Source organism: Stenotrophomonas sp. PFBMAA-4, from assembly GCF_030053215.1.
Taxonomy (GTDB): Bacteria; Pseudomonadota; Gammaproteobacteria; order Xanthomonadales; family Xanthomonadaceae; genus Stenotrophomonas.
In genome coordinates this window covers 260,700-285,057 of the sequence record NZ_JASGBW010000002.1, presented here as the reverse complement: position 1 = coordinate 285,057, position 24,358 = coordinate 260,700, and the positions used below count along the sequence as shown (strand labels likewise).

At 66.6% G+C, this 24,358-nt stretch carries 24 protein-coding genes; 17 read left to right on the top strand and 7 right to left on the bottom strand.

All coding sequences use genetic code 11. From position 1 onward, the window contains the following. The 4 genes from QMZ26_RS02630 to QMZ26_RS02615 form a co-directional block, all read left to right on the top strand. Positions 1 to 684, top strand: a 684-nt coding sequence (locus QMZ26_RS02630; RefSeq protein WP_283220483.1) for a hypothetical protein, incomplete at its 5' end; no start/stop codon positions are given. Between the two features lie 181 nt (positions 685 to 865). Beyond that, the gene (locus QMZ26_RS02625; RefSeq protein WP_345782654.1) at positions 866 to 1,693 is read left to right on the top strand and encodes a DUF6708 domain-containing protein; all 828 of its coding nucleotides are present in this window, start codon (positions 866 to 868) and stop codon (positions 1,691 to 1,693) included. A 46-nt stretch (positions 1,694 to 1,739) separates the two neighbouring features. Beyond that, a complete protein-coding gene (locus QMZ26_RS02620; protein WP_283220481.1) occupies positions 1,740 to 2,399 on the top strand; it encodes a hypothetical protein in 660 nt (219 codons plus the stop codon). A gap of 68 nt (positions 2,400 to 2,467) precedes the next feature. Then, entirely contained in the window at positions 2,468 to 3,403 is a 936-nt protein-coding gene (locus QMZ26_RS02615) for a DUF6708 domain-containing protein (RefSeq protein WP_283220480.1), read from the top strand. 61 nt (positions 3,404 to 3,464) lie between these two features. Here the strand turns inward: QMZ26_RS02615 and QMZ26_RS02610 are convergent, their stop codons facing one another. Continuing rightward, the gene (locus QMZ26_RS02610) at positions 3,465 to 4,265 is read right to left on the bottom strand and encodes a helix-turn-helix transcriptional regulator (protein WP_283220479.1); all 801 of its coding nucleotides are present in this window, start codon (positions 4,263 to 4,265) and stop codon (positions 3,465 to 3,467) included. Between the two features lie 77 nt (positions 4,266 to 4,342). Here QMZ26_RS02610 and QMZ26_RS02605 point away from each other — a divergent pair, with 77 nt between their 5' ends. Beyond that, entirely contained in the window at positions 4,343 to 4,597 is a 255-nt protein-coding gene (locus QMZ26_RS02605) for a hypothetical protein (protein WP_283220478.1), read from the top strand. Positions 4,598 to 4,672: 75 nt separating this feature from the next. Here the strand turns inward: QMZ26_RS02605 and QMZ26_RS02600 are convergent, their stop codons facing one another. Further along, positions 4,673 to 5,677 carry an energy transducer TonB gene (locus QMZ26_RS02600; RefSeq protein WP_079224141.1) on the bottom strand — a complete coding sequence of 335 codons (1,005 nt, stop codon included), beginning with the start codon at positions 5,675 to 5,677 and terminating at the stop codon, positions 4,673 to 4,675. Positions 5,678 to 5,875: 198 nt separating this feature from the next. Next, positions 5,876 to 6,502, bottom strand: coding sequence for a TIGR00645 family protein (locus tag QMZ26_RS02595; RefSeq protein ID WP_283220477.1), 627 nt, complete (start codon positions 6,500 to 6,502; stop codon positions 5,876 to 5,878). 111 nt (positions 6,503 to 6,613) lie between these two features. Here QMZ26_RS02595 and QMZ26_RS02590 point away from each other — a divergent pair, with 111 nt between their 5' ends. From QMZ26_RS02590 to QMZ26_RS02570, 5 genes are all read left to right on the top strand, one after another. Further along, entirely contained in the window at positions 6,614 to 7,303 is a 690-nt protein-coding gene (locus tag QMZ26_RS02590) for a glutathione binding-like protein (RefSeq protein ID WP_283220476.1), read from the top strand. Positions 7,304 to 7,461: 158 nt separating this feature from the next. Further along, entirely contained in the window at positions 7,462 to 9,687 is a 2,226-nt protein-coding gene (locus QMZ26_RS02585) for a S9 family peptidase (RefSeq protein WP_283220475.1), read from the top strand. Positions 9,688 to 9,712: 25 nt separating this feature from the next. Then, the gene (locus tag QMZ26_RS02580) at positions 9,713 to 10,228 is read left to right on the top strand and encodes a cytochrome c oxidase assembly factor Coa1 family protein (protein WP_283220474.1); all 516 of its coding nucleotides are present in this window, start codon (positions 9,713 to 9,715) and stop codon (positions 10,226 to 10,228) included. Between the two features lie 295 nt (positions 10,229 to 10,523). Beyond that, positions 10,524 to 11,864: a M12 family metallo-peptidase gene (locus tag QMZ26_RS02575; RefSeq protein ID WP_283220473.1), complete on the top strand. Its 1,341-nt coding sequence runs from the start codon at positions 10,524 to 10,526 to the stop codon at positions 11,862 to 11,864. 67 nt (positions 11,865 to 11,931) lie between these two features. Beyond that, positions 11,932 to 13,734: a DUF885 domain-containing protein gene (locus QMZ26_RS02570; protein ID WP_283220472.1), complete on the top strand. Its 1,803-nt coding sequence runs from the start codon at positions 11,932 to 11,934 to the stop codon at positions 13,732 to 13,734. A 73-nt stretch (positions 13,735 to 13,807) separates the two neighbouring features. Here the strand turns inward: QMZ26_RS02570 and QMZ26_RS02565 are convergent, their stop codons facing one another. Continuing rightward, positions 13,808 to 14,272, bottom strand: coding sequence for a hypothetical protein (locus tag QMZ26_RS02565; protein WP_079224129.1), 465 nt, complete (start codon positions 14,270 to 14,272; stop codon positions 13,808 to 13,810). Positions 14,273 to 14,455: 183 nt separating this feature from the next. Here QMZ26_RS02565 and QMZ26_RS02560 point away from each other — a divergent pair, with 183 nt between their 5' ends. The 4 genes from QMZ26_RS02560 (at position 14,456) to QMZ26_RS02545 (ending at position 17,100) form a co-directional block, all read left to right on the top strand. Next, positions 14,456 to 14,704 (top strand): hypothetical protein, encoded by a 249-nt coding sequence (locus QMZ26_RS02560; protein ID WP_079224127.1) that lies wholly within the window; start codon positions 14,456 to 14,458, stop codon positions 14,702 to 14,704. Between the two features lie 166 nt (positions 14,705 to 14,870). After that, entirely contained in the window at positions 14,871 to 15,788 is a 918-nt protein-coding gene (locus tag QMZ26_RS02555; RefSeq protein ID WP_108747636.1) for a bestrophin family ion channel, read from the top strand. A gap of 19 nt (positions 15,789 to 15,807) precedes the next feature. After that, complete coding sequence (gene hemB / locus QMZ26_RS02550) at positions 15,808 to 16,797, top strand: porphobilinogen synthase (protein ID WP_283220471.1); 990 nt, start codon at positions 15,808 to 15,810, stop codon at positions 16,795 to 16,797. A 33-nt stretch (positions 16,798 to 16,830) separates the two neighbouring features. Next, positions 16,831 to 17,100 carry an SHOCT domain-containing protein gene (locus QMZ26_RS02545; RefSeq protein ID WP_283220470.1) on the top strand — a complete coding sequence of 90 codons (270 nt, stop codon included), beginning with the start codon at positions 16,831 to 16,833 and terminating at the stop codon, positions 17,098 to 17,100. Between the two features lie 85 nt (positions 17,101 to 17,185). Here the strand turns inward: QMZ26_RS02545 and QMZ26_RS02540 are convergent, their stop codons facing one another. Continuing rightward, the gene (locus tag QMZ26_RS02540) at positions 17,186 to 18,049 is read right to left on the bottom strand and encodes a hypothetical protein (RefSeq protein WP_283220469.1); all 864 of its coding nucleotides are present in this window, start codon (positions 18,047 to 18,049) and stop codon (positions 17,186 to 17,188) included. Between the two features lie 48 nt (positions 18,050 to 18,097). On the opposite strand from QMZ26_RS02540, the gene aroE reads away from it, so the two are divergent. The 3 genes from aroE (at position 18,098) to dinG (ending at position 21,582) form a co-directional block, all read left to right on the top strand. Continuing rightward, positions 18,098 to 18,943, top strand: coding sequence for a shikimate dehydrogenase (gene aroE, locus QMZ26_RS02535; protein ID WP_283220468.1), 846 nt, complete (start codon positions 18,098 to 18,100; stop codon positions 18,941 to 18,943). 3 nt (positions 18,944 to 18,946) lie between these two features. Beyond that, entirely contained in the window at positions 18,947 to 19,312 is a 366-nt protein-coding gene (locus QMZ26_RS02530) for a hypothetical protein (protein WP_079224116.1), read from the top strand. A gap of 167 nt (positions 19,313 to 19,479) precedes the next feature. Then, positions 19,480 to 21,582, top strand: a complete 2,103-nt coding sequence (gene dinG / locus QMZ26_RS02525; protein ID WP_283220467.1) for an ATP-dependent DNA helicase DinG — start codon at positions 19,480 to 19,482, stop codon at positions 21,580 to 21,582. A gap of 57 nt (positions 21,583 to 21,639) precedes the next feature. Here the strand turns inward: dinG and QMZ26_RS02520 are convergent, their stop codons facing one another. Both QMZ26_RS02520 and ilvD read right to left on the bottom strand, forming a co-directional pair. Then, positions 21,640 to 22,251 (bottom strand): hypothetical protein, encoded by a 612-nt coding sequence (locus QMZ26_RS02520; RefSeq protein WP_200732194.1) that lies wholly within the window; start codon positions 22,249 to 22,251, stop codon positions 21,640 to 21,642. A gap of 213 nt (positions 22,252 to 22,464) precedes the next feature. Then, entirely contained in the window at positions 22,465 to 24,303 is a 1,839-nt protein-coding gene (ilvD, locus tag QMZ26_RS02515) for a dihydroxy-acid dehydratase (RefSeq protein ID WP_283220466.1), read from the bottom strand. Positions 24,304 to 24,358: the final 55 nt, after the last annotated feature.

Sequence of the window (24,358 nt, the reverse complement as noted above, 5' to 3'; positions counted from 1 at the left end):
CATGCAGAGCTGTCACGAACGCTGACCACGGTGGACATGTACGACGCCATACGAGGCAGCTTCGCCAAAGTCGGTAACCCCTCGTTCGCCTATGGCACGGCCAGCCTGGTGTTTGCCTCTGCCAGCTTGTCTGAATTGGGTCGGCAGTACAGCACGGCACTGCCGCGTGAGCGCCCACTGCTGGGCGCCAACTTTGCTGCTGGCGTGGGTGCGTTGGTGGGAGACTCGGCGATGCTGCTGGGTGAGATTGGGGCGAAATTGCCTTGGTTTTCGCAGAGGCTGGCCGAGCCGTTGGGGCGATGGGCGTTCCGCGCTATGACTCGGGCGGCAGTTGTCTCCGCTGGAGGGCGGTGGTTGAGTGGGATTGCAGGCATGGTGCTGGGTGGACTCACGGTTTACGAGGGCGTGAGGGACTTTGAACTGTCGCGTGTGTATGGAATAGGCATGATGATCAGTGGGTTGGCGACGTTCTTTGCGTCCTTCCTAATTTTAGCGGGAGCGGCTTTGCCGCTAGCTATTCTTCTCATGATTGTTGCCGCTGTGGTTGCGGTGGTAGTGGCTTGGTTCAAACCTGATGACGTGGAGCGCTGGCTCGATAGGAGTCTACATTTCGGGATGAACGGCTCGGGAAGCTTCCGCGATATCGACGAGCAAGCGAATGAGCTTAAGTACTTAAGGGCCTAATGACTTGTTAACTGGATGGATACCGAAATTCCCAGCCAATCATGCCATCAGTGCTGCGGAGCGTGGAGCGAGACTAGATTCTAGCGACTGTGCAGGTTTCAGCCCTGATGATGCCTATGGGCTGATAAAGCTCAACTCGACGTTTGCCGAATTTGTAGACAGGACGTTCAAGATAAAAGGTATGGTCTGCTGCCTAGCAGCGGAAGCGGGCTGCGTGCTAGGTGCTTGGGCGCTCATCAGCCCCGCCATCTCACTATCAAGAATGAGTGGTGGTATAGCTGGCAACCTTGGAACACTTGCAGTTCTAATTGCAATGTCTTTTACGATGATTTGGGGACTCTGGTTTGTGTACTTGAGATATGACATCTTCCAATACACTCACTACCCAGTGCGTTTCAATCGCATCACCCGCAAGATCTACTTCTTCAGGCACAACGGCCCCGGGGGCGTGACTGTCGTGCCCTGGGGTTCGCCTTACGCCTTCTTCCACATCGGGCGGGGCGCACAGAACCGTGAGTTGCGTGATCTCAGGTGCCACCTTCTTGACCGCAATCAGCAGATACAGCAGACCTTCACCGTCGGACACTTCTGGCATCACGACGATCACATTCTCGAGCAATGGGCGCTGATCTGCCGCTACATGCAGGACGGCCCGGAAAACTGCTACGACGACCCGCGCGACAGGGTCATCACGCTCTCGTCGGATCCAACGATCCGCAACTGCTGGATGATGGTCATCCTAATGATGGGCACGGCACTGATGCCGCTGCGCACCAACCTGATGTTTCCGGTCTACGGCGCACTGACGCTCTGCCGGTGGCTGACCCTCAAGACCTGTCGAAAGCCGGTCTTCCCGCCTGAGATCGAGGCGGAGTGCCAGATTGATCCTGAGGATCCCTATCGACTTCCAGAGCCGCGGTTCATGGCTGAGTTCGCCAGCGATCCGGCCATCTACACGCGTGCGTTGGAGCGTCACAAGGAACGGGTGATGTGGCGGCCGGAGAAGTAGTCAGTGGGGGGGGGCTCATGCAGAGCTGTCACGAACGCTGACCACGGTGGACATGTACGACGCCATACGAGGCAGCTTCGCCAAAGTCGGTAACCCCTCGTTCGCCTATGGCACGGCCAGCCTGGTGTTTGCCTCTGCCAGCTTGTCTGAATGGGGTCGGCAGTACAGCACGGCACTGCCGCGTGAGCGCCCACTGCTGGGCGCCAACTTTGCTGCTGGCGTGGGTGCGTTGGTGGGAGACTCGGCGATGCTGCTGGGTGAGATTGGGGCGAAATTGCCTTGGTTTTCGCAGAAGCTGGCCGAGCCGTTGGGGCGATTGGCGTTTCGCGCTGCGACGCGGGCGGCCGCTATATCTGCGACAGGACGGTGGCTGAGCGGGATCGCCGGCATGGTGCTGGGTGGGCTGATGGTCTACGAAGGTGCAAGGGACTTCAAGCTCGATGCCGTCTACGGGATTGGGATGGTCACCGGAGGTGTAGCAACAATGATTGCAGCCGGCCTCTTGCTTTGGGGAGCGGCAATACCACTTGCCTTGATACTGATGATTGTCGCCGCTGTCGTGACAGTCGTCGTGGGGTGGTTCAAGCCTGATGAAATCGAGCGGTGGATGGACAAAACGATTCACTTCGGCGGCAATGATGCTGGCTCTTTCTCGACGGTTGAAGATCAACTGGCTTCGATGAAAAATCTTCAGAGGTCCGCATAGTGCTTACAGGATGGCAGCCACGCTTCCCCGTTGGGCGACGGTTGAACCACCCGGAGCGCAGTTCGGAGTTGAGGCATGACGTTCCGTCGCAGTTCTCGCCCGACGATGCATTCGGTCTGATTGCGATGAATTCGCAGTACATCGATTTCGTCGACAGGTCTTTCAAAGTAAAGGGTATGGCCGCGACGCTGTCCGCCTCGCTGATGGTCATCTTCTTTACTGGCGTAAACGTGAATTTGTTTATCCAGTCCTCTGAAATGAGAGAGGGGCTAGCGGGCCTATGGCCACATCTGTTGTTCATCACCGTAGTCGTTGCAGCGGCGAACTTTGTGTGCTGGTGGTTAATTCTGAGAAATGACCTTTTCCAATACACACACTACCCAGTCCGCTTCAATCGCATCACCCGTAAGATCTACTTCTTCCGGCACAACGGCCCGGGCGGCGTGACTGTCGTTCCCTGGGGTTCCCCCTACGCCTTCTTCCACATCGGCCGTGGCGCGCAGAATTCTGAGCTGCTTGATCTCCGATGCCACCTGCTTGATCGCAACCAGCAGATACAACAAACCTTCACCATCGGACACTTCTGGGAACACGAGGATGACATCCGCGAACCGTGGGCGCTCATCTGCCGCTACATGCAGGACGGCCCGGAGAACTGCTACGACGATCCGCGAGACCGGGTCATCACGCTTTCGTCGGATCCAACGATCCGCAACTGCTGGCTGATGGTCATCCTGATGATGGGCACGGCACTGATGCCGCTGCGTACCAACCTGATGTTCCCGGTCTATGGCGCACTCACGCTCTGCCGGTGGCTGACTTTCAAGACCTGTCGCAGGCCGGTCTTCCCACCTGAGATCGAGGCAGAGTGCCAGATTGATCCTGAGGATCCCTATCGACTTCCAGAGCCAAGGTTCATGGCTGAATTCGCCAGCGATCCGGCCATCTATGCGCGTGCGCTGGAGCGCCACAAGGAACGGGTGATGTGGCGGCCAGAAAACTAGATCGTCCGGCGTGGTCCGGTGTCAGCGAGGAAAGCGGCGCAGATCCCCGCTTCCCGGTCCGTCATCCCCGCACTTGCCCCGCGCCATAGCGCGCCGGTGTCACGCCCATCTCGCGCTTGAACACGGCAATGAACGCACTCGGCGTGTCATAGCCCATCGACAGCGCGACCTCGATGACCGTTGCCCCTGCCAGCAGACGTGGCAACGCCAGCAGCACGCGCAGTCGCTGCCGCCAGTGGCTGAGCGGCATGCCCGTTTCGGCCACCCAGTGGCGAGCCAGGCTGCGGCCGGACAGGCCGGTGGCTGCGGCCCATTCCTCGACGTTGCGCCCGTCATGCGGTGCGCGGGCCAGCGCGGCGGCAATGCGCCGCAAGCGGCGGTCGCGTGGCTGCGGCAGCGCCAGCGGTAACGGACGACCCGCGGCGATCTCGTCGGCGATGACCCCCGCCAACCTCGACTGCGCATCCTCCAATGCAACGTGCTGCCACTGCAGCGCGCGGGGCACGGCCGCCTGCAGCAGTACGCTGGGCTGGAACACACGCGCGGCCGTGGGCAGTGCGTTGCAGGCGGCGGCACTGAAGTACAGGCTCCAGCCATCGAAGACGCCGAGGCTGGCCAATGCATGCGGCAGGCCAGGCGGTATCCACGCGACGTGCCCTGCCGGCAGCAGCCAGTGCTGGTCGCCCGCTTCGATGCGCAGCAGGCCGTGGCGCGCGCCCAGTAACTGCCCGCGTGCGTGCTGGTGGCGCGGCGTGCGGCGCGGGCCCTCCATCGCCAGCTGTGCGCCCAGCAGCCACGGCCCCGCAGCCGCATCGGCCAGCGCGGGATCGATCAACGGTGCCTGGATTGGCTGATCTGCCATATGAAGTGGCAGTTATACGGCAGAACGGCCGTCCTGCAAGCCTGACACTGGCCGCTCATCCCAAGGAGCCCACTCCCATGAAACCGCAGGACATTCTTCCCGATCATCAGGACGACGTGCAGGTGCACGGCCTGACCGTGCGCAAGGGCAGCGTCGGCGCCTTCCTCGCCAGCGTGCGCGACTGGCAGGATCCGGCCGGCAGCACTGCCACCCGTGCCGCAGCCGAGGCCGATCTGCGCGAACTGCTGCCGGCATTGCACGCGCTCGGCCTTTTCCAGGTACTGACGGCGCGCGATCCGGCGCTGCAGCGATTGATCGACGGCGGGCACTGAAACAAACAAGGCCCGGATCGCTCCGGGCCTTGTGAAGGTGTCTCGCCGGGCAGGGCCCGGCGCAACCGTGGGCCATCAACCGCCCGGGGCGAACACCAGGGTGCGGCGGGTGGTCACCGGGGCACCCACCGGCTCGAAGCGCCAGCGCTTGACCGCGTTGAGTGCTTCGCGGTCGAAGACGCGCGACGGCGTGGCGCGCAGCACGCGGGCGTTGGTCACCGAGCCATCGGTGCCGACGGTGATTTCCACCAGCACTTCGCCCGAGGTGCTCGAGCGCAGGGCCTCGGCCGGGTAACGCGGGGCCGGGGTGCTGACCGGGCGCAGGGTCGGCGCGGCGGTGGCTGCGGCGGCACGCGCGGCGCTGGCCTGCTGGGCAGCGGCCTGCTGCTGCTTCTGTTCGGCCTCGCGGCGGGCGGCGGCCTGGCGTTCGGCGTCCTGGCGCTCGCTGTCGCGGCGGGCTGCATCCTGCTGGGCGGCAATCTGCTTGGCCGCTTCGGCTTCCTTGTTGCGCTGGTCGGCCAGGCGCTGCTGTTCAACCAGCTGCTTGGCGCGGTCCTCGGCATCCTTCTTGACCTTGGCGGTCTCGTCCTCGGTGCGCTTGGCAGCCACCTGGACGCCCTTGGTCAGGCCTTCCTTCAGGCGCGGCAGGGCCGGCGCGGACGGGTCCACCTTCTCGATCAGCGCCACCAGGCGCTGGGCTTCGGTGAAGTCCTCGCGGCCCAGGTGCTGCTCGGCGGCAATCAGGGTGTAGGGCAGCAGGTCGGTCAGCGCGCTCTTCACCGAGGCGTCGTCCGGCGTCTTGTCGCGCAGCGCCAGGTAGTACTCGATGGCGTTGTCGCCGGCCGGCGCGTACATGCGGTTCTCGGCCAGGGCGCGGCTGGCCGAATCGCGCAGCTGCTCGGTGCCCATCGACTGCACCTTGGCCGCCACGGCGGGTGCGGCAGGCGTGGCGGCGGGCGCGGCAGCGCCGTCGGCGGCCGGTGCCGGCGTTTCTTCCTTGCCCGAACAGGCGGCCAGTGCCAGTGCCAGGGCAACCGGTATCCACCGGCGCGCGGCAGCGTTCATTGCGACGTGCGACATCCTGCTCCCCTTTAGAAGACGACGTTACGTAAGCCGTGGATCTGCATGGCCAGGACCGGTGTCCGGGCGTGGCGGCCGGCGTTTCCCGACGCCGCCGCCGGCAACGGCGAGCGTGCAATCTAGCATCCCGCCCACCCTTGCGTACAAGGGTGGGTCAGGGGCGATGGCGACATCAGGTGTCGCCATCGCCTTGTCAGGTCAATGCCCGGCGGGCTTGGCGTGGCCCCCGGCCTTGTCGTGGCCGGCCGACATCAGCTTGTCGGTCCAGGCGATGCCGATGGCCGACAGGATGAACACGCAGTGGATGATGGTCTGCCACAGCACGCCTTCGGCGGTGAGGGTGGCGCAGGTCTGTTCGCCGATGTTGGCTACAGCCGTGGCCATGCGCTCCGGCGGGCACAGCGGAATGCCGCCCAGGGCGCCGCTGCCGATGAACGTCTTCAGCAGATGGATCGACGAGATGCCGATGATGGCCATCGCCAGCTTCACTTTCAGCACGCTGGCGTTGACGTGGCTCAGCCATTCCGGCTGGTCCGGGTGGTTTTCCAGGCGCAGGCGCGACACGAAGGTCTCGTAGCCGCCCACGATGACCATCACCAGCAGGTTGGAAATCATCACCACGTCGATCAGGCCCAGCACGATCAGCATGATCTGCTGCTCGCCCATCGACACCGAATGCGTGATCAGGTGCCACAGCTCCTGGCCGAACAGGAATACATAGACGCACTGCGCCACGATCAGGCCCAGGTACAGCGGCAGCTGCAGCCAGCGCGAGGCGAAGATCAGGTTGGACAGCGGGGAGGGCGGCAGACGGTTTGCGCTCATGCGGGGGATGCTGCGTTGCGAGGGAGTGGCGAGGTTACCGGCCCACCATGACGGTGCCAAGCCAACGTTCGCACTAGACTTCAGGTTCCTTCCGAACCCCGAGCCGACGCCATGATCGACCTGTATTACTGGCCCACCCCCAACGGCCACAAAGTCACCCTGCTGCTGGAGGAAGCCGGCCTGGAGTACCGCATCCATCCGGTCAACATCGGCTCGGGTGACCAGTTCAAGCCGGAATTCCTGACCATTTCGCCCAACAACAAGATGCCGGCCATCGTCGACCATGCCCCGGCCGATGGCGGCGCCCCGCAGAGCGTGTTCGAATCCGGTGCCATCCTGCTGTACCTGGCCGAGAAGAGCGGCCAGTTCCTGCCCAGCGACCCGCGTGGCCGCGTCACCACCCTGGAATGGCTGTTCTGGCAGATGGCCGGGCTGGGCCCGATGAGCGGCCAGATGGGCCATTTCAACGTCTACGCGCCGGAAAAGATCCCCTATGCCGTCGAGCGATATGACAACGAAGTGCGCCGCCTGCACGGGGTGATGGACAAGCGCCTGGCCGATCACGCCTTCCTGGCGGGTGATGAATACACCATCGCCGACATGGCCAGCTACCCGTGGATTGGCGCTTACGACAAGATCCCGGTCGATTTCGCCGCCTTCCCGAACCTGAAGCGCTGGCATGACGCCATCGCCGCACGCCCGGCCACCAAGCGTGCCTATGCCCTGCGCCAGCAGGTGAACCCCAACGCCGGCAAGCCGCTGAGCGAGGAAGAGCGCAAGCACCTGTTCGGCCAGCGCTGACCCCAGACGGTAGGTGCCGACCGTTGGTCGGCACTCCTGTTCGGCATGGCGCCATGGGCAGAAGGTCATGCTGCCTTCGTCGGCGGGCTTGGTTAGGATGGGGGCATGACCGCTGTGCGCGTGGCGCGTGGCGGACCTGCCGTTTGCCGGGACCTTCCATGCGCCATCTGTTTGCCTCGCTCGCCCTCATGCTCGCCGCCACCACTGCCGCCCACGCTGAAAAACTCACCCTGGAAGCCATCACCGGCCCGTTGCCGCTGTCCGGCCCGACCCTGATGAAGCCCAAGGTGGCCCCGGACGGCTCGCGCGTGACCTTCCTGCGCGGCAAGGACAGCGACCGCAACCAGCTGGACCTGTGGAGCTATGACATCGGCAGCGGCCAGACCCGCCTGCTGGTCGACTCGAAGGTGGTGCTGCCCGGCACCGAAACCCTCAGCGACGAGGAAAAGGCCCGCCGCGAGCGCCAGCGCATCGCCGCGATGACCGGCATCGTCGATTACCAGTGGTCGCCGGACGCGCAGCGCCTGCTGTTCCCGCTGGGCGGCGAACTGTACCTGTACGACCTGAAGCAGCAGGGCGCAGCCGCCGTGCGCCAGCTGACCCACGGTGAAGGCTTCGCCACCGACGCCAAGCTGTCGCCCAAGGGCGGCTTCGTCAGCTTCATCCGCGGCCGCAACCTGTGGGTGATCGACCTGGCCAGCGGCAAGCAGCTGCAGCTGACCACCGATGGCAGCGCGACCATCGGCAACGGCGTGGCCGAGTTCGTCGCCGATGAGGAAATGGACCGCCACACCGGCTACTGGTGGGCGCCGGATGATTCGGCGATTGCCTTTGCCCGCATCGATGAAGCACCGGTGCCGGTGCAGAAGCGCTACGAGGTCTATGCCGACCGCACCGATGTGGTCGAACAGCGCTACCCGGCCGCCGGCGATGCCAACGTGCGCGTGCAGCTGGGCGTGATCGCGCCGACCGCCGCCGCCACGCCGCGCTGGATCGACCTGGGCAAGGAACAGGACATCTACCTGGCCCGCGTCGACTGGCGTGATGCCCAGCGCGTCACCTACCAGCGCCAGTCGCGTGACCAGAAGCTGCTGGACCTGGTCGAAGTCGACCTGGCCGGAAACGGCACGCGCACGCTGGCCCACGAGACCAGCCCGACCTGGGTGCCGCTGCACAACAGCCTGCGCTTCCTCGACGATGGCAGCGTGCTGTGGTCGTCCGAGCGCACCGGTTTCCAGCATCTCTACCGCATCGATGCCAAGGGCAAGGCCACCGCGCTCACCCACGGTGACTGGTCGGTGGACGAACTGCTGGCCGTCGACGAGAAGGCCGGCAAGGCCTACTTCCGCGCCGGCATCGATTCGGCGCGCGAAAGCCAGATCTACGCCGTGTCGCTGCAGGGTGGCCAGCCGCAGCGCCTGTCCAAGGCACCGGGCATGCACACCGCCAGCTTCGCGCGCAACGCCAGCGTGTACGTGGATACCTGGTCCAACAGCACCACGCCGCCGCAGATCGAGCTGTTCCGTGCCAATGGCGAAAAGATCGCCACCCTGCTCGAGAACGACCTGGCCGATCCCAAGCACCCGTACGCGCGCTACCGCGATGCGCAGCGCCCGATCGAGTTCGGCACGCTGACCGCGGCCGACGGCAAGACCCCGCTGAACTACAGCATCATCAGGCCGGCCGGCTTCGACCCGTCCAAGCGCTACCCGGTGGCGGTGTACGTGTATGGCGGTCCGGCCAGCCAGACCGTCACCGACAGCTGGCCCGGCCGTGGCGACCACCTGTTCAACCAGTACCTGGCCCAGCAGGGTTACGTGGTGTTCTCGCTGGACAACCGCGGCACGCCGCGTCGTGGCCGCGATTTCGGCGGCGCGCTGTACGGCAGGCAGGGCACGGTGGAAGTGGCCGACCAGCTGCGCGGCGTGGCCTGGCTGAAGCAGCAGCCGTGGGTGGACCCGGCGCGCATCGGCGTGCAGGGCTGGTCCAACGGCGGCTACATGACCCTGATGCTGCTGGCCAAGGCGTCGGACAGCTATGCCTGCGGCGTGGCCGGTGCACCGGTCACCGACTGGGGCCTGTACGACAGCCACTACACCGAGCGCTACATGGACCTGCCCAAGCGCAACGAGGCCGGTTACCGCGAAGCCCGCGTGCTGACCCACATCGAGGGCCTGCGCTCGCCGCTGCTGCTGATCCATGGCATGGCCGATGACAACGTGCTGTTCACCAACTCGACCAGCCTGATGAGCGCGCTGCAGAAGCGCGGCCAGCCGTTCGAACTGATGACCTATCCGGGTGCGAAGCACGGCCTGTCCGGCGCTGATGCACTGCACCGCTACCGCGTTGCCGAGGCCTTCCTGGACCGTTGCCTGAAGCCCTGACGGACGCACGGGAAGGAGCCCGCCGATGCAAAAGCCAACCCCGATCCCGGGCTATCGGCCGGCCAGCGCCGGCTGGTGGCGTCGCCACTGGCGCTGGGCGATACCGCTGTCGGTCCTGCTGTTGCTGGGCATGGGAGGCGGCATCATCATCTGGAGCGTGCTGCGCTGGAGCGAGGCCGTACGCGAAAGCCCACCGATGCAGGAAGCGTTGCGCCGCGCGGGTTGCAGCATTGAAGTGGCACAGGTGCTTGGCGAGCCACTGCTTGCCGATGCGATGCCGCTGAGCATCACGCAGACAACCGTCAATGGAGAGCGTGATCTGGGCCTGGTTGTCGGCCTGGAAGGGCCACAGGGGCGCGCCCGGTTGATCGTGGAAGGCACCCGCCGCAATGATGTGTGGGATTACCCGGTGATGTACGTGCTGGGCGAGGACCAGGCGACCTTCGACCTGACCGCGCTGGACGATGCCGAAGCCGCCAGCGAGTGCGCGCTGCAGGAATGCCGTGAGCGCGGTGGGTGCCCACTGATGCTGGCGCTGTGATTGCACGACCGCCGAGACCGAGGCTGTCGTAATCCGCCACAGCTGGATTCACTCTTGTCGGCCGGGCCAGGGGGCCGCTCGGCGTGTCTGGTGTGGGACCGAACAGTTCCGACACCACACGACGCTGATGAACCGATTCTCTATTGGTGCAGCCTTCAATCTTCACTGCCTCGATAGATTGGATTGATAGTGCGAGCGACGTCCCGGATTGCTGGCATAGGCTGCCTCCAATGATTGAGCCGTTGCAGCGCAGATCTGGCTGCAACGACTCATTTCATCCAGGAAGGAGCGTGCAATGCGAACGTATGCAATCAGGAGCGTGGTAGCGCTGGCAGTGGTTGCGCTGCTTTCGGTCACACCCGTCATGGCTGCCGAACCCTTCGTGGAGGTGCTCGCGGACGCACCATTGGCAGGAGTGGAACAGCAGCTGCGCAGAGCAGGCGATGATGTGGACTGGGTACGCCGGGTTCGTGTGAATGAGGTCGCCTTGGCTGCCGATGAGATCACCGTCGATCTCCACGACCTGGTTCTTCACCTTGTCCGCGATCCTTCCGAACCCCTGTTCGAGAGCGTCCAGAATGTGATCTATCGGTCTGCGGGTGACGAAGATGCGCAACGGCAGGTGCGCTCCATCCCAGGCATGCAGTGGGTGGGCAGGGTGAAGACCGTTACGCTTGATGTTGACGGGAAACCTGGGCCGCCCCCATACGTGCGAATCTGGTCGGACGCTTCAGGAACACATGCGAGATTCAGCCAAGGGTTCTTGCGCTATGCGCTGGACGGTGATCGACTGGTAAAGCGTGATGTGCGCCGCGCTCTACGGGACGAGCGTGACGATGTGAGGGACCGGCGACCAGGCCGGCCCGCCCCAGACCTTCCTCCAGGAATTGCCACCGGAGGTAACGGTGAAGGTCGCGATGTGATTCGAGTTGCGTACGGCTTTGCGGCCGGTGCCTTGGCAGATGGGGTGGATCCGGCAATCGAGCAGGTCAGGGCTGCGGTGATCGAGGCCAATGCCGGCTTTGCAGCAAGCGGCATCGAACTGGAGCTGCAGACGGCGGCCAACGCACTTCCTGGATACCGCGAAACCACGCTTGATCAGACTCTCGATGACATCGCAAAGGGCAGGCAGGGACCGCTCTGGCTGCTGCACGTGGCGCGGGAAGGCGAGAGAGCCGACGTAATGGTGATGATCATCGATACACATTCGGGCGCTCCCGCATGCGGATTGGCCCAGCAGGTTCTAGCGACCCGGGAAACGGCCTTCTTCGCCGTCGAGCGCAGATGTCTGGACCACCACAGCCTTGCGCATGAGATCGGCCATCTGCTGGGAGCAGATCATGATCCCGAGAACGCGGCACTTGATCCTCCAAGATTCGCATACGGGCATGGCTACCAATTCAACGCAGATGACGCGCCTGGCTGGCGTACCGTCATGGCCTTGGAGTGCGGTGACCGGGCCTGCCCGCGGGTGAACATCTGGTCATCTCCGCTCATCCAGCATGAGGGCGTGCCAACGGGATCCGTTGGTCTTCACGACAACGCAAGAGTCATGCGCGAAACGAAGGGCATCGTAGCCAGCTTCTATCCGGATCCGCCATCACATGATCCCGATGTCCTCAATGGGGCCCCGTGACCTCCAGCCGATTGTCGCCATCGCCCTGAGCGCGTAAGTTGCGATCACCCCTTTCCCGGAGTGTCCCATGAAGCCGATCGCGCTGGCCGTTGCCCTGGCCCTGACCGCCGCCCCGCTGCTGTCCGCCCCGCCGGCCCTGGCCGCACCGGCTGCCAAGGCGGCCACCCCCGCCAGTGCAGCCTGGGTGGCCCGCAGCAATGCACTGGCGCAGATCCTGCTCGATGCGCAGGGGCTGTTCCAGCCGGAACAGACGGGTTTCTTCGGCGTGCCCGGCTACGACGACAAGGTGGCCGACCTCGGCCCCGACAACGGCAAGCGCTTCCGCGCCGCGACGGCCAAGGCCCGCGACGAGCTGAAGGCGAAGCTGGCCACCGAGAAGGATCCCAATGTCCGCCAGGACCTGGCGATCATGATCCACGCTGCCGACCAGAGCATCGAAGGCAGCGAGCTCAACGAGAAGTACCTGCTGCCGTGGAGCGATGCACCGCAGACGGTGTTCAGCGGCCTCAACCTGCTGCTGTCCGACCAGGTGCCGGCCGAGCGCCGCGCCAAGGCGCTGGACCGCCTGAAGGCCTACGCGGGCCTGCAGCCGGGCGGCACCGCGTTCACCACGCTGGCCCGCCAGCGCTACGAAGAGCGCCTGGGCGACAGCGCGCTGCTGCAGCCGACCCAGATCGAAGTGCAGCAGTCGCTGGACAACGTCGAGACCTACATCACCGGCATCGAGTCGCTGCTGAAGAAGTACCAGGTGGCCGGCGCCGATGAGGCGATGAAGGCCCTGGCCACGCAGATGAAGGATTACGCCGCCTGGACCCGCAAGGAAGTGCTGCCGAAGGCGCGTACCGATGCACGCCTGCCGGCACCGCTGTATGCGTTCCAGCTCAAGCAGGTCGGCATCGACATCGACCCGAAGCTGCTGATGCAGCGCGCCCAGCTGGAATTCATGGAAACCCGCTCGGCGATGCAGCAGCTGGCGCCGCTGGTGGCGAAGGAGAAGGGCCTGAAGGTGGCCGACCCGAGCGACCCGGTGGCGGTCATCCGCGCGCTGAAGGCCGACAAGATTGCCGATGACCACCTGGAAGGCCATTACCGCAAGGTGATCGATGCGATCGATCCGCTGATCCGCGAACACCGCATCGTCGATGTGCCCAAGCGCGCCATGCAGATGCGCCTGGGTTCGGCGGCGGAGAGTGCGGCCAGCCCGGCCCCGCACTTCCTGCCGGCGCCGCTGGTCAACAACACCGGGCAGCAGGGCACCTTCGTGCTGCCGCTGGGCAACCCGGCCGCCGGCCCGGGCGCGCAGTACGACGATTTCAATTTCGGCTCGGCAGCGTGGACGTTGAGCGCGCACGAGGGCCGCCCCGGCCACGAGCTGCAGTTCACCGCGATGGTCGAGCGCGGCGTGTCGCTGGCGCGCACGATGTTCGCGTTCAATTCGGTGAACGTGGAAGGCTGGGCGCTGTATGCCGAAGCGGAAATGGTGCCGTACGAGCCGTTGGACGGGCAGATGATCGCGCTGCAGTTCCGCCTGCTGCGCGCCGCCCGCGCCATGCTCGACCCGATGCTCAACCTGGGCCTGACCGACCGTGCCAACGGCGAGCGCGTGCTGATCGAGCAGGTCGGCCTGTCCAAGGCGATGGCCACCCAGGAACTGGACCGTTACATGGTGCGCATGCCGGGCCAGGCGGGCAGCTACTTCTACGGCTACACCCGCATCCTCGAACTGCGCATGCAGACCGAGCTGGCGCTGGGCGCGAAGTTCGACCGCCTGGCGTTCAACAACTTCCTGCTCGACCAGGGCCTGCTGCCGCCGGACCAGCTGGCAGAAGCGGTGCAGCAGCAGTTCGTGCCGAAGTACCGGAAGAACTAATTGGTAGTGCCGGCCGCTGGCCGGCATTGCCTTTGCCCGGTGGTTGCCGGCCAGCGGCCGGCACTACCGCCGATCAGCGCTGCGGCTGCGGGGTAATGGTCTGCGTCGGCAACCGCGCCGGCGCCTCCGGGTTCGGCACCCAGATCGCCACGCCGGCCGCGCGCTTCTGCGTGGTCGGAATGCCGATGCCCAGGCCACCCCCCACGTGCGAGCCATAGCTGCCGGCACCCACCGACATGCCGACCGGCGAGCCGCTGCTGCCCACGCCCATCAGGATCACCCCGTTGGCGCCCAGTGCGGCCGCTTCTCGCTTGAGCCGGGCGACGGCGGCGTCAGTCTGGCCTTGGGTGCCAAAGCCCACCGCCGAGGACGATTCCAGCTGGGCAATCTCCAGCGAACCGGCCGGCGGGGTGGAATAGATCTGCACCTGCGCCGGGTCGATCGGCGCACGCGCGCGGCCCAGCATGACCTTGGAGGTGCTGGCGCAACCGGCAGCGGCCAGCAGCATGGCGGTCAACGCGACCCAACGGATGTTCATGGCGTATACCCCTGTAGGACAGTTCGGATCATCGGCCGGGGACTCTGAATCGGCGCCAACACCCGCGCCCGGGCCATGACCGCATGCTGGCACGGCAGGGGTGAGCGTGTCGCCAACGGCGGTAGGCGGCAGCCGCGGGAAGGGCTAAGGTTGGCGGGTAAACCAACCTGAGGGGAGCTGGGCATGGGTGTGATCAGTCTGTTGTGGGGCATCGTGGCGCTGTTGTGGATGATCCTGGCCCTGATCCCGCTGCTGGGCTGGGGCAACTGGTTCCTGATCCCGTTTGCCGCCGTGGGCGCGGTGGTCGCTGCGCTCGGCATCCTCTTCACCCACCCCAGCAAGCGCGGCCGCGCCAAGACCGGCCTGGTCCTGAACGGCATCGTGGTGCTGGTCGGCATCGTCCGCCTGAGCATGGGCGGTGGCGTGATCTGAGCAGCATGGTCTGAGCAGCCTGATCTGAGCAGCATGTTCCGGGTCGCGGCCACGGGTGCGACAGGGCGTCGCAGGCCCCCGGCCGGGCGCCGGGCAGGGGAGTACAATGCCGGGCTGCGCGAGCCCCCCGCGTGCCTGTGAAACCGCGCCTGGCGCGGCTGCCCCCATGATCATTCGTTCCCGTCCCCACGGCTGGCAACTGCTGTACATCCTGCGCGGTTCCATCGTGCCGGCCATCGCACCGAAGGTGCTGGCCATCCTGGTGCTGTCCATCGCGGTGGCCGCGGTGGTGGAGCTGGCCCCGCCGTTCGGCATCGAGCGGGTCTCGGTCACCCCGTTCACCCTGCTTGGCCTGGTCCTGTCGATCTTCCTCAGCTTCCGCAACAGCGCCTGCTACGACCGCTGGTGGGAGGGCCGCAAGCTGTGGGGCCAGCTCATCTACGAATCGCGCTCGCTGGCGCGGCAGGTGCACCTGCTGCTGGCCGATGACAGCGGCCGCCGGCGCCGCATTGCCTACCTCACCACCGCCTTCGCCCATGCGCTGGCTGCGCGCCTGCGCGGGCGCATCGTCGCCCTGGTGGCGCTGCCGTGGCTGGACAAGCCGCAGCGCGAGCAGCTGGCCGAGCGCGAGAACGTGCCCGACGCGCTGCTGTCGATGATCGCCGCCGAACTGGCGCAGGCGCTGCGCAGCGGCGAGCTGGAGCCGATCCTCTACACCCAGCTCGAAGACCGCCTGCACGCGATGTCCTCCATCCAGGCCGGCTGCGAGCGCATCCTCAGTACGCCGCTGCCGTTCGCCTACACCCTGCTGCTGCACCGCTGCGCATGGATGTTCTGCGTGCTGCTGCCGTTCGGCCTGGCCAGTTCGCTGGGCTGGGGCACGCCGGTGCTGTCGGCCGTACTGGCGTATGCCTTCTTCGGCCTGGACCAGCTGGGCGAGGAAATGGAAGAGCCCTTCGGCCTGGAGCCGAACGACCTGCCGCTGGACGCCATGGTGCGCACGATCGAGATCGACCAGCTCGACGCGCTCGGCGAACGCCCCCTGCCCGAACCCCTGCTGCCGCAGGGCTACCTGTTGCAATAGCCACTCCTCGGAGCCTGCCATGCCTCATCCCCATTACCGCCCGCGGCGCATGCGCCATGACGAGTTCTCGCGCCGCCTGATGCGCGAAAACACGCTGACCACCGACGACCTGATCTACCCGGTGTTCGTGCACGAGCTGGCCGGCCGCACCGCCGTGCCGTCGATGCCCGGCGTGGAGCGCCTGTCGATCGAGGAACTGCTGAAGGTGGCCGAAGAGGCGCTGGAGCTGGGTATTCCGGTGATCGACCTGTTCCCGGTGATCGACAGCTCGCAGAAGTCGCTGGATGCATCGGCCGCGTGGGCCGAGGACGGCCTGGCGCAGCGTGCGATCCACGCGCTGAAGACACGCTTCCCGGAACTGGGCGTGATGACCGACGTGGCCCTGGACCCGTACACCACCCATGGCCAGGACGGGATCATCGACGACAAGGGCTACGTGCTCAACGACATCACCGTCGAGGCGCTGGTGAAGCAGTCGCTGTCGCATGCCGAAGCCGGCGCCGACATCATCTCGCCCTCGGACATGATGGACGGCCGCATCGGCGCGATCCGCCGTGCGCTGGATGCCGACCACCACCTCAACGTGCGCATCATGGCCTACTCGGCCAAGTACGCCTCGGCGTTCTACGGCCCGTTCCGTGATGCGGTGGGCAGCGCCGCCAGCCTCGGCAAGGCCGACAAGAAGACCTACCAGATGGACCCGGCCAACGGCGACGAGGCCCTGCGCGAGATCGCGCTGGACCTGGAAGAGGGCGCGGACATGGTGATGGTCAAGCCGGGCATGCCCTACCTGGACCTGGTGCGCCGGGTGAAGGAGACGTTCGGCGTGCCGACCTTCGCTTACCAGGTCAGCGGCGAGTACGCGATGATGAAGGCCGCCTTCGCCAACGGTTGGCTGGACGAGCGCGCCTGCGTGATGGAATCGCTGCTGGGCTTCAAGCGCGCCGGTGCCGATGGCGTGCTGACCTATTTCGCGCCGCAGGTGGCGCGTTGGCTGCGCGAGCGCTGACAATAGCGCTCACGACGGACGGAGGAACACGCGATGGGACCGGAAATGGGATGGATGCAATGGCTGATCTGGGGCACCGGCACGCTGGTGTTCGGCGCCATCATCATCGGCGTGTTCATTGCTGCCTGGCGCGCCAGCCGGCGCCCGCCGGAGCAGCTCTCCGCCGCCGCCCACGTCGCCCGTGAGCAGGCCCTGCCGGAAAGCGTGCAGGCCGAACTGGCCGCGCTGAACCGCCGCAAGGACAACGGCCAGCTGAGCGAAGTGGAGTACGAGAAGCAGCGCGCGCACGTGCTGGCGCGCTGACGCCTGCGTGGCCCGGGGGTCGGATCCCTTTCCGCAGGAAAGGGCTCTGACCCCATCGCGGGCGCCATCCACGCCCGGCGTGGATCTACCGCACGCACCCGGCCACGGCCGCCACCTTCGGTACCGCCAACCGGTACACATCCACGCCACCGGCGCGCGGTGCCCTGGCCGCACTGCTGGCCACCATCATCTCGCCCGGTTTGGCGTTGTCGACCACCGGTGCGCTGGTCCAGCCGCCGGTCTGGTTGAACGACAGCCCCAGCGGCTGCAGCGCCGCCCCAGTCCAGGCGCAGGCGCTGGTCATCACCTGCGCGGCCTCGCCATTGCCTCGGCTGAACACCACCGCGCCGTCGTTGCCCAGCCAGTCGCCGCCGGTCTCGTCGGCAGCCGTGTTGACGCCGGCCAACGCCACCGCGGCGCCGCGCACGCCCTGCGCATCCAGCGGTGCCACGAACAGATCCCAGCCCGCGCCACGGCCCAGGTCGCGCGCGAACAGCAGCCGGCGGCCATCGGCGCTCAGGGCCGCGCCGCGCTCGGCGCGGGTATCGTCCTTGCCAGCCAACGCCTGTGCGCGGCCCGCGCTGCCATCGGCCGCCACCGGTGCGCGGTACAGGGCCAGCGCGCCTTCGCGGCCGGCGGCGAACAGCAGCCAATGGCCATCACGGCTGAAATAAGGATCCAGCGCCTCGCCGGCCACACCTACCGGCAGGGCCTGGGCCTGCTGCCAGCGGCCGTCCACCACCCGTGCCTGCCACAGCCCCCAGCCGGCCTCGCCACGGCGGGCGAAGACGATGCGCTGGCCGTCGGCACTGATCGTCGCCCGGCCCTCGTCGGCGCGGGTGGAAACCACGCCCATGCCCTCGATGCCGTACTCGTTCAACGCCATCGCCACGGGGGCAGAGAGTAGACTGGCGGCAAGCACCAGCAGGGTCGGGGTGATGCGCATCATCCGGGTCCTTGCACGAAAGTGCACCAGTCTAGCCAGCTTGAGGATTCCATGACCGATCGTTACGCCGTATTCGGACACCCCGTTGCCCACTCGAAGTCGCCGCTGATCCACGCGACGTTCGGTCGCCAGGAAGGCATCAGCATCGACTACCGCGCGATCGACCTGGCCCCGGATGCGTTTCTGACCGGGCTGGAAGCGTTTGCCGCCGAAGGCGGTGTCGGCGCCAACGTCACCTCGCCGCACAAGGAAGCCGCGTTCTCGGTGTGCACCACGCTGACCGCGCGCGCGCGCCGCGCCGGCTCGGTCAACACCCTGCTGCGCAAGGGCGACCGCTGGCACGGCGACACCACCGATGGCATCGGCCTGGTGCGTGACCTGACCGACCGCCACGGCCTGGACCTGCGCGGTCGCCGCGTGCTGCTGATCGGCGCCGGTGGTTCGGCACGCAGCGTCGCCCCGGCGCTGCTTGATGCCGGCATCACCGAGCTGGTGGTGGTCAACCGCACGCCGGAACGCGCCGACGAACTGATCGATGCCATGGGCGAACCGGGCCGCGCGCTCAGCCGCTACTGGGAGGACCTGCGCGATCTGGGCGATTTCGAGCTGATCCTCAACGCCACCTCGGCCGGCCGCGACCGCGACGTGGAGTTCAAGCTGCCGCTGTCGCTGGTCAATTCGATGACCACGGCGGTGGACCTGAACTACGGCGAGGCGGCCATCGCCTTCCTGGCCTGGGCGCGCGCGGCCAATTGCCGGAATACCGTCGATGGCCTGGGCATGCTGGTCGAGCAGGCCGCCGAGAGCTTCCTGCAGTGGCACGGCGTGCGCCCGCAGACCGACGAGGTCTACCAGCAGCTGCGTGCCGGTGCCGGCGCGTTTGCCGGCCAGGACTGATCGATGGACAGTTCCTCGCTGCTGCTGAGCGTGCTGAGCATGATCGGCGTGCGCCTGCCGGTGCTGATCGCCCTGTGCGTCGGCCTGGTCTGGGTGGTGGGCGCGCCGCGTGATGCGGCCCGCAGCGGTGCGCTGGCCGGGCTGGTGCTGCTGCTGGTGGCCAACCTCGGCGGCGTGGTCGCCAACGTGGTGCCGCTGTGGCTGGTCAGCAGTGGCGATTTCACCGCCATCTCGGCGATGAGCGCAGTGCTGGGCGGCGTGCAGTTCGTGCTGTCGCTGTTGACCGCCTTCGGCATCGTGCTGATCGTCTGGGCCCTGGTGCGCGTGCTGCGCCAACGCCCGCCGCTGCCGCCTGCGGCAGGCCGGTAGGGCCGGCCATGCCCGGCGAGCGCCGCTTCTGCCCCGGCCCCATCCGGCCATCCAGCCCATGACCGCCAACCCCCGACGCCGCTGACCCTGTTCAGCGCACGCGCCTCGGTCCCGGTGGCCGGCCATGCGACAATGGCCGGCCTGATCCAGCCACGGTAGTTCCCGGCGTGACCGAAACTGTCGCCGCCCCGCGCAAGCTCGATGACGCCTTGAAGGACGCGATCCGCAAGGCGTACACGACGCTGCAGGCCAACACCCCCGGCTTTTCCACCCGCCGCTCGCAGAGCCAGATGATCGGCGTGGTGTCGCGTGCGCTGTCCACCAGCGGTGGCGTCGGCGTGGTCGAAGCGCCCACCGGCGTCGGCAAGAGCCTGGGCTACCTGACCGCGGGCGTGCCGATCGCCCTGGCCAGCAAGAAGAAGCTGGTCATCAGCACCGGTACCGTGGCCCTGCAGTCGCAGCTGGTCGAGCGCGACATTCCCAATTTCCTCAAGGCCACCGGCCTGGAAGCGACCGTGGCGCTGGCCAAGGGCCGCACCCGCTACCTGTGCACGCGCAACGCCGCCGAAGCGCAGGGCGAGGGTGCGCAGGGCGGCATGTTCGAGGACGAAGCGCCGCTGTACGACCGGCCGCTGGCGCCCATCGAAATGGACATCGCCAAGCGCCTGTCCGATGCCTTCACCAGCGGCACGTGGGACGGCGACATCGACAACGCGCCGGAAACCATCAGCCCCGGCCTGCGCAGCCGCATCACCACGCCCGCCTCGGCCTGTGCCGGGCGCCGCTGCGCGTATTCGGCGCAGTGCGCGGTGCTGCGCTCACGCAACACCGTGCGCGACGCGCAGATCGTGGTGACCAACCACGCGCTGCTGCTGTCGGCGCTGTCCATTGGTGACAGCGACAACGGGCAGCCGATGATCGCCGCGCCCTCGGACATGCTGCTGGTGCTGGACGAAGGCCACCACATCGGCAACGTGGCCATCGACCAGGGCGCGGCCAGCCTGGCCCTGGACGAGATGGCCAAGCGCACCGGCCGCCTGCAGATCCTGATTGCCGGCGCCTACCGGGCGGTCGACAAGGACCGCCTGGGCAACCTGCTGCCGAACGAAGCCATCGACGTGGCCAGCAACGTGGCAAAGCAGCTGCGCGCCTTCCGCGACCACGTGGAAGCGGTGTGGATGCCGGCGCCGGCCGACGAGGACCCGATGTGGCGCGCCGCCAACGGGCGCCTGCCCGAGGCCTGGCGCGAGCCGATCGAAGCGCTGGCCGACGACACCCGCAGCCTCTACAACTGGGCCCATGCCGCCAACGCACAGGTGGCCAAGGGCAAGCCGGATGACGCCGCGCGCGAGCGCCTGCAGCGCAACCTCGGCATGGCGCTGGAAATGATCGAGCAGCAGTACAACCTGTGGCAGGCCTGGCGCCGCGAGGACAAGGACGGTGCGCCGCCCACCGCGCGCTGGGTCACTGCCACCCGCGACGGCGACCTGGTGCTGCACGGCTCGCCGGTGTCGGCCGCACACGTGCTGCGCAAGCTGCTGTGGGATGAAGTGGATTCGGTGGTGATGACCTCGGCCACGCTGACCGGCGGCGGTGACTTCCAGTCGCTGGCCATCGACAACGGCATTCCGCCGGAAGCGGAAATGGTTTCGCTGGCATCGCCCTTCGACCTGCCCAACCAGGCCGAGCTGATCGTGCCGAAGTTCCCGGTCACGCCTGATGACCGCGAAGGCCATCCGCGCGAAGTGGCGCGCTACCTGGACCAGGAACTGGACTGGGCCAAGGGCTCGATGGTGCTGTTCACCTCGCGCTGGAAGATGGAAAAGGTGGCCGGCCTGATGTCGGCCGCACGCCGCAAGCAGGTGCTGGTGCAGGGCGACATGTCCAAGACCCGGCTGATCGACGAACACCTGCGCCGCGTCGCCGCGGGCGAGGGCTCGGTGCTGTTCGGCCTGAACTCCTTCGGCGAAGGCCTGGACCTGCCCGGCGAAGCCTGCACCACGGTGGTCATCACCCAGGTGCCGTTCGCGGTACCGACCGACCCGCAGACCGCCACGCTGAGCGAATGGGTGGAAGCGCGCGGCATGAACGCCTTCAACCTGATCGCCATCCCGCACGCGCTGCGCACGCTCACCCAGTTCGCCGGCCGCCTGATCCGCACATCCACCGACACCGGCCGCGTGGTCATCCTCGACTCGCGGCTGCTGACCCGCCGTTATGGAAAGCGCATCATCGACGCGCTGCCGCCGTTCAAGCGCGTGATCGGCTGACGCGGGGTCGGATCCCTTCCGCAGGAAGGGCTCTGACCCCGGCACGCATGCTGTTGCTCAACCGCCTTCCGGTTTCCGGCAGGCCTGGTTGCCATAGGCGTTGTGGTAATCGCGATCAAAGCAGCGCAGGAAGCCATCCAGCACGTCCAGGTTCGGCGGCCAGGCCACATCCACCTTCTGCCCGCCTGCGGTCGTGAAGTGGTAGCGCCCATTCTTCAACGCCCCCGCGAATTCCTCCGGTGTGGGAATCGCGACCAGCACCGCGCGGGACTTCTCCAGTGCCGCACGGTCGTGCTGCAGGAAGGCAACCGTGCCGTCCACGTAGGCATTCCAGTAACCGGGATCCTTGTCCTTCGGCTTGTAGGTACGTTGCATCAGCGCAATCGCCTGGGCCGTCTGCCCGAGCTCGGCGCGCAGCTGCCCCTCATGCCAGAGGATGGTGGTGTTGCCCGCCGCCTTGGGCAGAGCGCTGTAAGCGGCAAGCAGGTCGGCCGCCTCGCGCTGGCAATCACGCTCGGCCAGCGGGCGCCAGCCGCCTTCCAGGTCCTGATCGAACGCATCCGGTTCCATCGCCAGCAGCGCATCGCGGTCGTAGCTGCAGTCTGGCGCCTTCGGCGGTTCGGCTGCGGTGCCCAGTGCAGCGGCCAGGGCAAGCGAAAGCAACGTCATCACAACCTCCGTGTCAGTGAGTACCCGGACACCGTACCAAACTGGCACGGGTAGTGCCGGCCGCTGGCCGGCAACCTCGCAGATCGGACGACCGTGGTGCGACTGCACACGACTGGACCATCATCGCGATTCGGCTCAAGCAGACTGGATGCTGTGCTGTGCTGTGCTGGGGTCGGAGCCCTTTCTGCGAAAGGGATCCGACCCCACGGCCATTCAATCGCCCAAGAGAGCCGTATTGCGCACCGCGCCCTTGTCGGCGCTGGTGGCCAGCAGCGCGTAAGCCTTCAGCGCGCTGGTGACCTTGCGTGGGCGTGCTTCACGCGGCTTCCAGCCACGTGCGTCGGCCTCGGCGCGGCGCTGGGCCAGGGTGGCCTCGTCCAGCAGCAGGTCGATGCGGCGTGCGGGGATGTCGATGCGGATGCGGTCGCCGTCTTGTACCAGGCCGATCGTGCCGCCGCTGGCGGCTTCCGGCGAGACGTGGCCGATCGACAGGCCCGAGGTGCCGCCGGAGAAACGACCGTCGGTCAGCAGCGCGCACTGCTTGCCCAGCCCCTTCGATTTCAGATAGCTGGTGGGGTAGAGCATTTCCTGCATGCCCGGGCCGCCCTTCGGGCCTTCGTAGCGGATGACCACCACGTCGCCGGGCTGCACTTTGTCGGCGAGGATGCCGGCCACGGCCGCGTCCTGGCTCTCGAACACGCGTGCGCTGCCTTCGAACACGTGGATGGACTCGTCCACGCCGGCGGTCTTCACCACGCAGCCATCGACGGCCAGGTTGCCGCGCAGCACGGCCAGGCCGCCTTCGGCCGAGTAGGCGTGTTCGACGCTGCGGATGCAGCCTTCGGCGCGGTCCACGTCCAGCGTGGGCCAGCGCGTGGCCTGGCTGAAAGCCACCTGGGTGGGAATGCCGGCCGGACCGGCACGGAAGAAGTCGTGCACGGTCGGTTCGCTGCTGACCGCCACGTCCCAGCGCTCGATGGCGTCGGCCAGGGTGCGGCTGTGTACGGTGGGCACGCGGGTATCCAGCAGGCCGCCGCGCGCCAGTTCGCCGAGGATGCCGTACACGCCGCCCGCGCGGTGCACGTCTTCCATGTGGTACTTGGGCGTGTTCGGCGCCACCTTGCACAGCTGCGGCACGCGCCGCGACAGCGCATCGATGTGGGTCAGGTCGAAGTCCACTTCGGCTTCCTGCGCTGCGGCCAGCAGGTGCAGGATGGTGTTGGTGGACCCGCCCATGGCGATGTCCAGGGTCATCGCGTTGGCGAACGCGGCCTGGGTGGCGATGCCACGCGGCAGCGCGCTTGCTTCCTCGCCGCCGTACCAGCGGTGGCACAGTTCGACGATCAGGCGGCCGGCGCGCAGGAACAGCTGCTCGCGGTCGGCGTGGGTGGCCAGGGTCGAGCCGTTGCCGGGCAGCGACAGGCCCAGCGCTTCGGTCAGGCAGTTCATCGAGTTGGCGGTGAACATGCCCGAGCACGAACCGCAGGTGGGGCAGGCGCTGCGTTCGAACTCAGCCACCTTTTCATCGCTGGCGCTTTCGTCAGCGGCGATGACCATCGCATCGACCAGGTCCAGCTTGTGCTCGGACAGCTTGGTCTTGCCGGCTTCCATCGGGCCGCCGGAGACGAACACCACCGGGATGTTGAGGCGCAGCGCGGCCATCAGCATGCCGGGGGTGATCTTGTCGCAATTGGAAATGCACACCAGCGCATCGGCGCAGTGCGCATTGACCATGTACTCGACCGAGTCGGCGATGATCTCGCGGCTGGGCAGCGAGTACAGCATGCCGTCGTGGCCCATGGCGATGCCGTCGTCCACGGCGATCGTGTTGAATTCCTTGGCGACGCCGCCGACCTTCTCGATCTCGCGCGCGACCAGCTGGCCGACGTCCTTCAGGTGCACGTGGCCGGGCACGAACTGGGTGAAGGAGTTGGCGATGGCGATGATCGGCTTGTGGAAGTCGCCATCCTTCATGCCGGTGGCGCGCCACAGGGCGCGGGCGCCGGCCATGTTGCGGCCGGCGGTGGAGGTGCGGGAGCGGTATTCAGGCATGGCTGGCGGAACGGGCGGGCCGTACAACGTGGGGGTCGCCCGATCATGGACAATT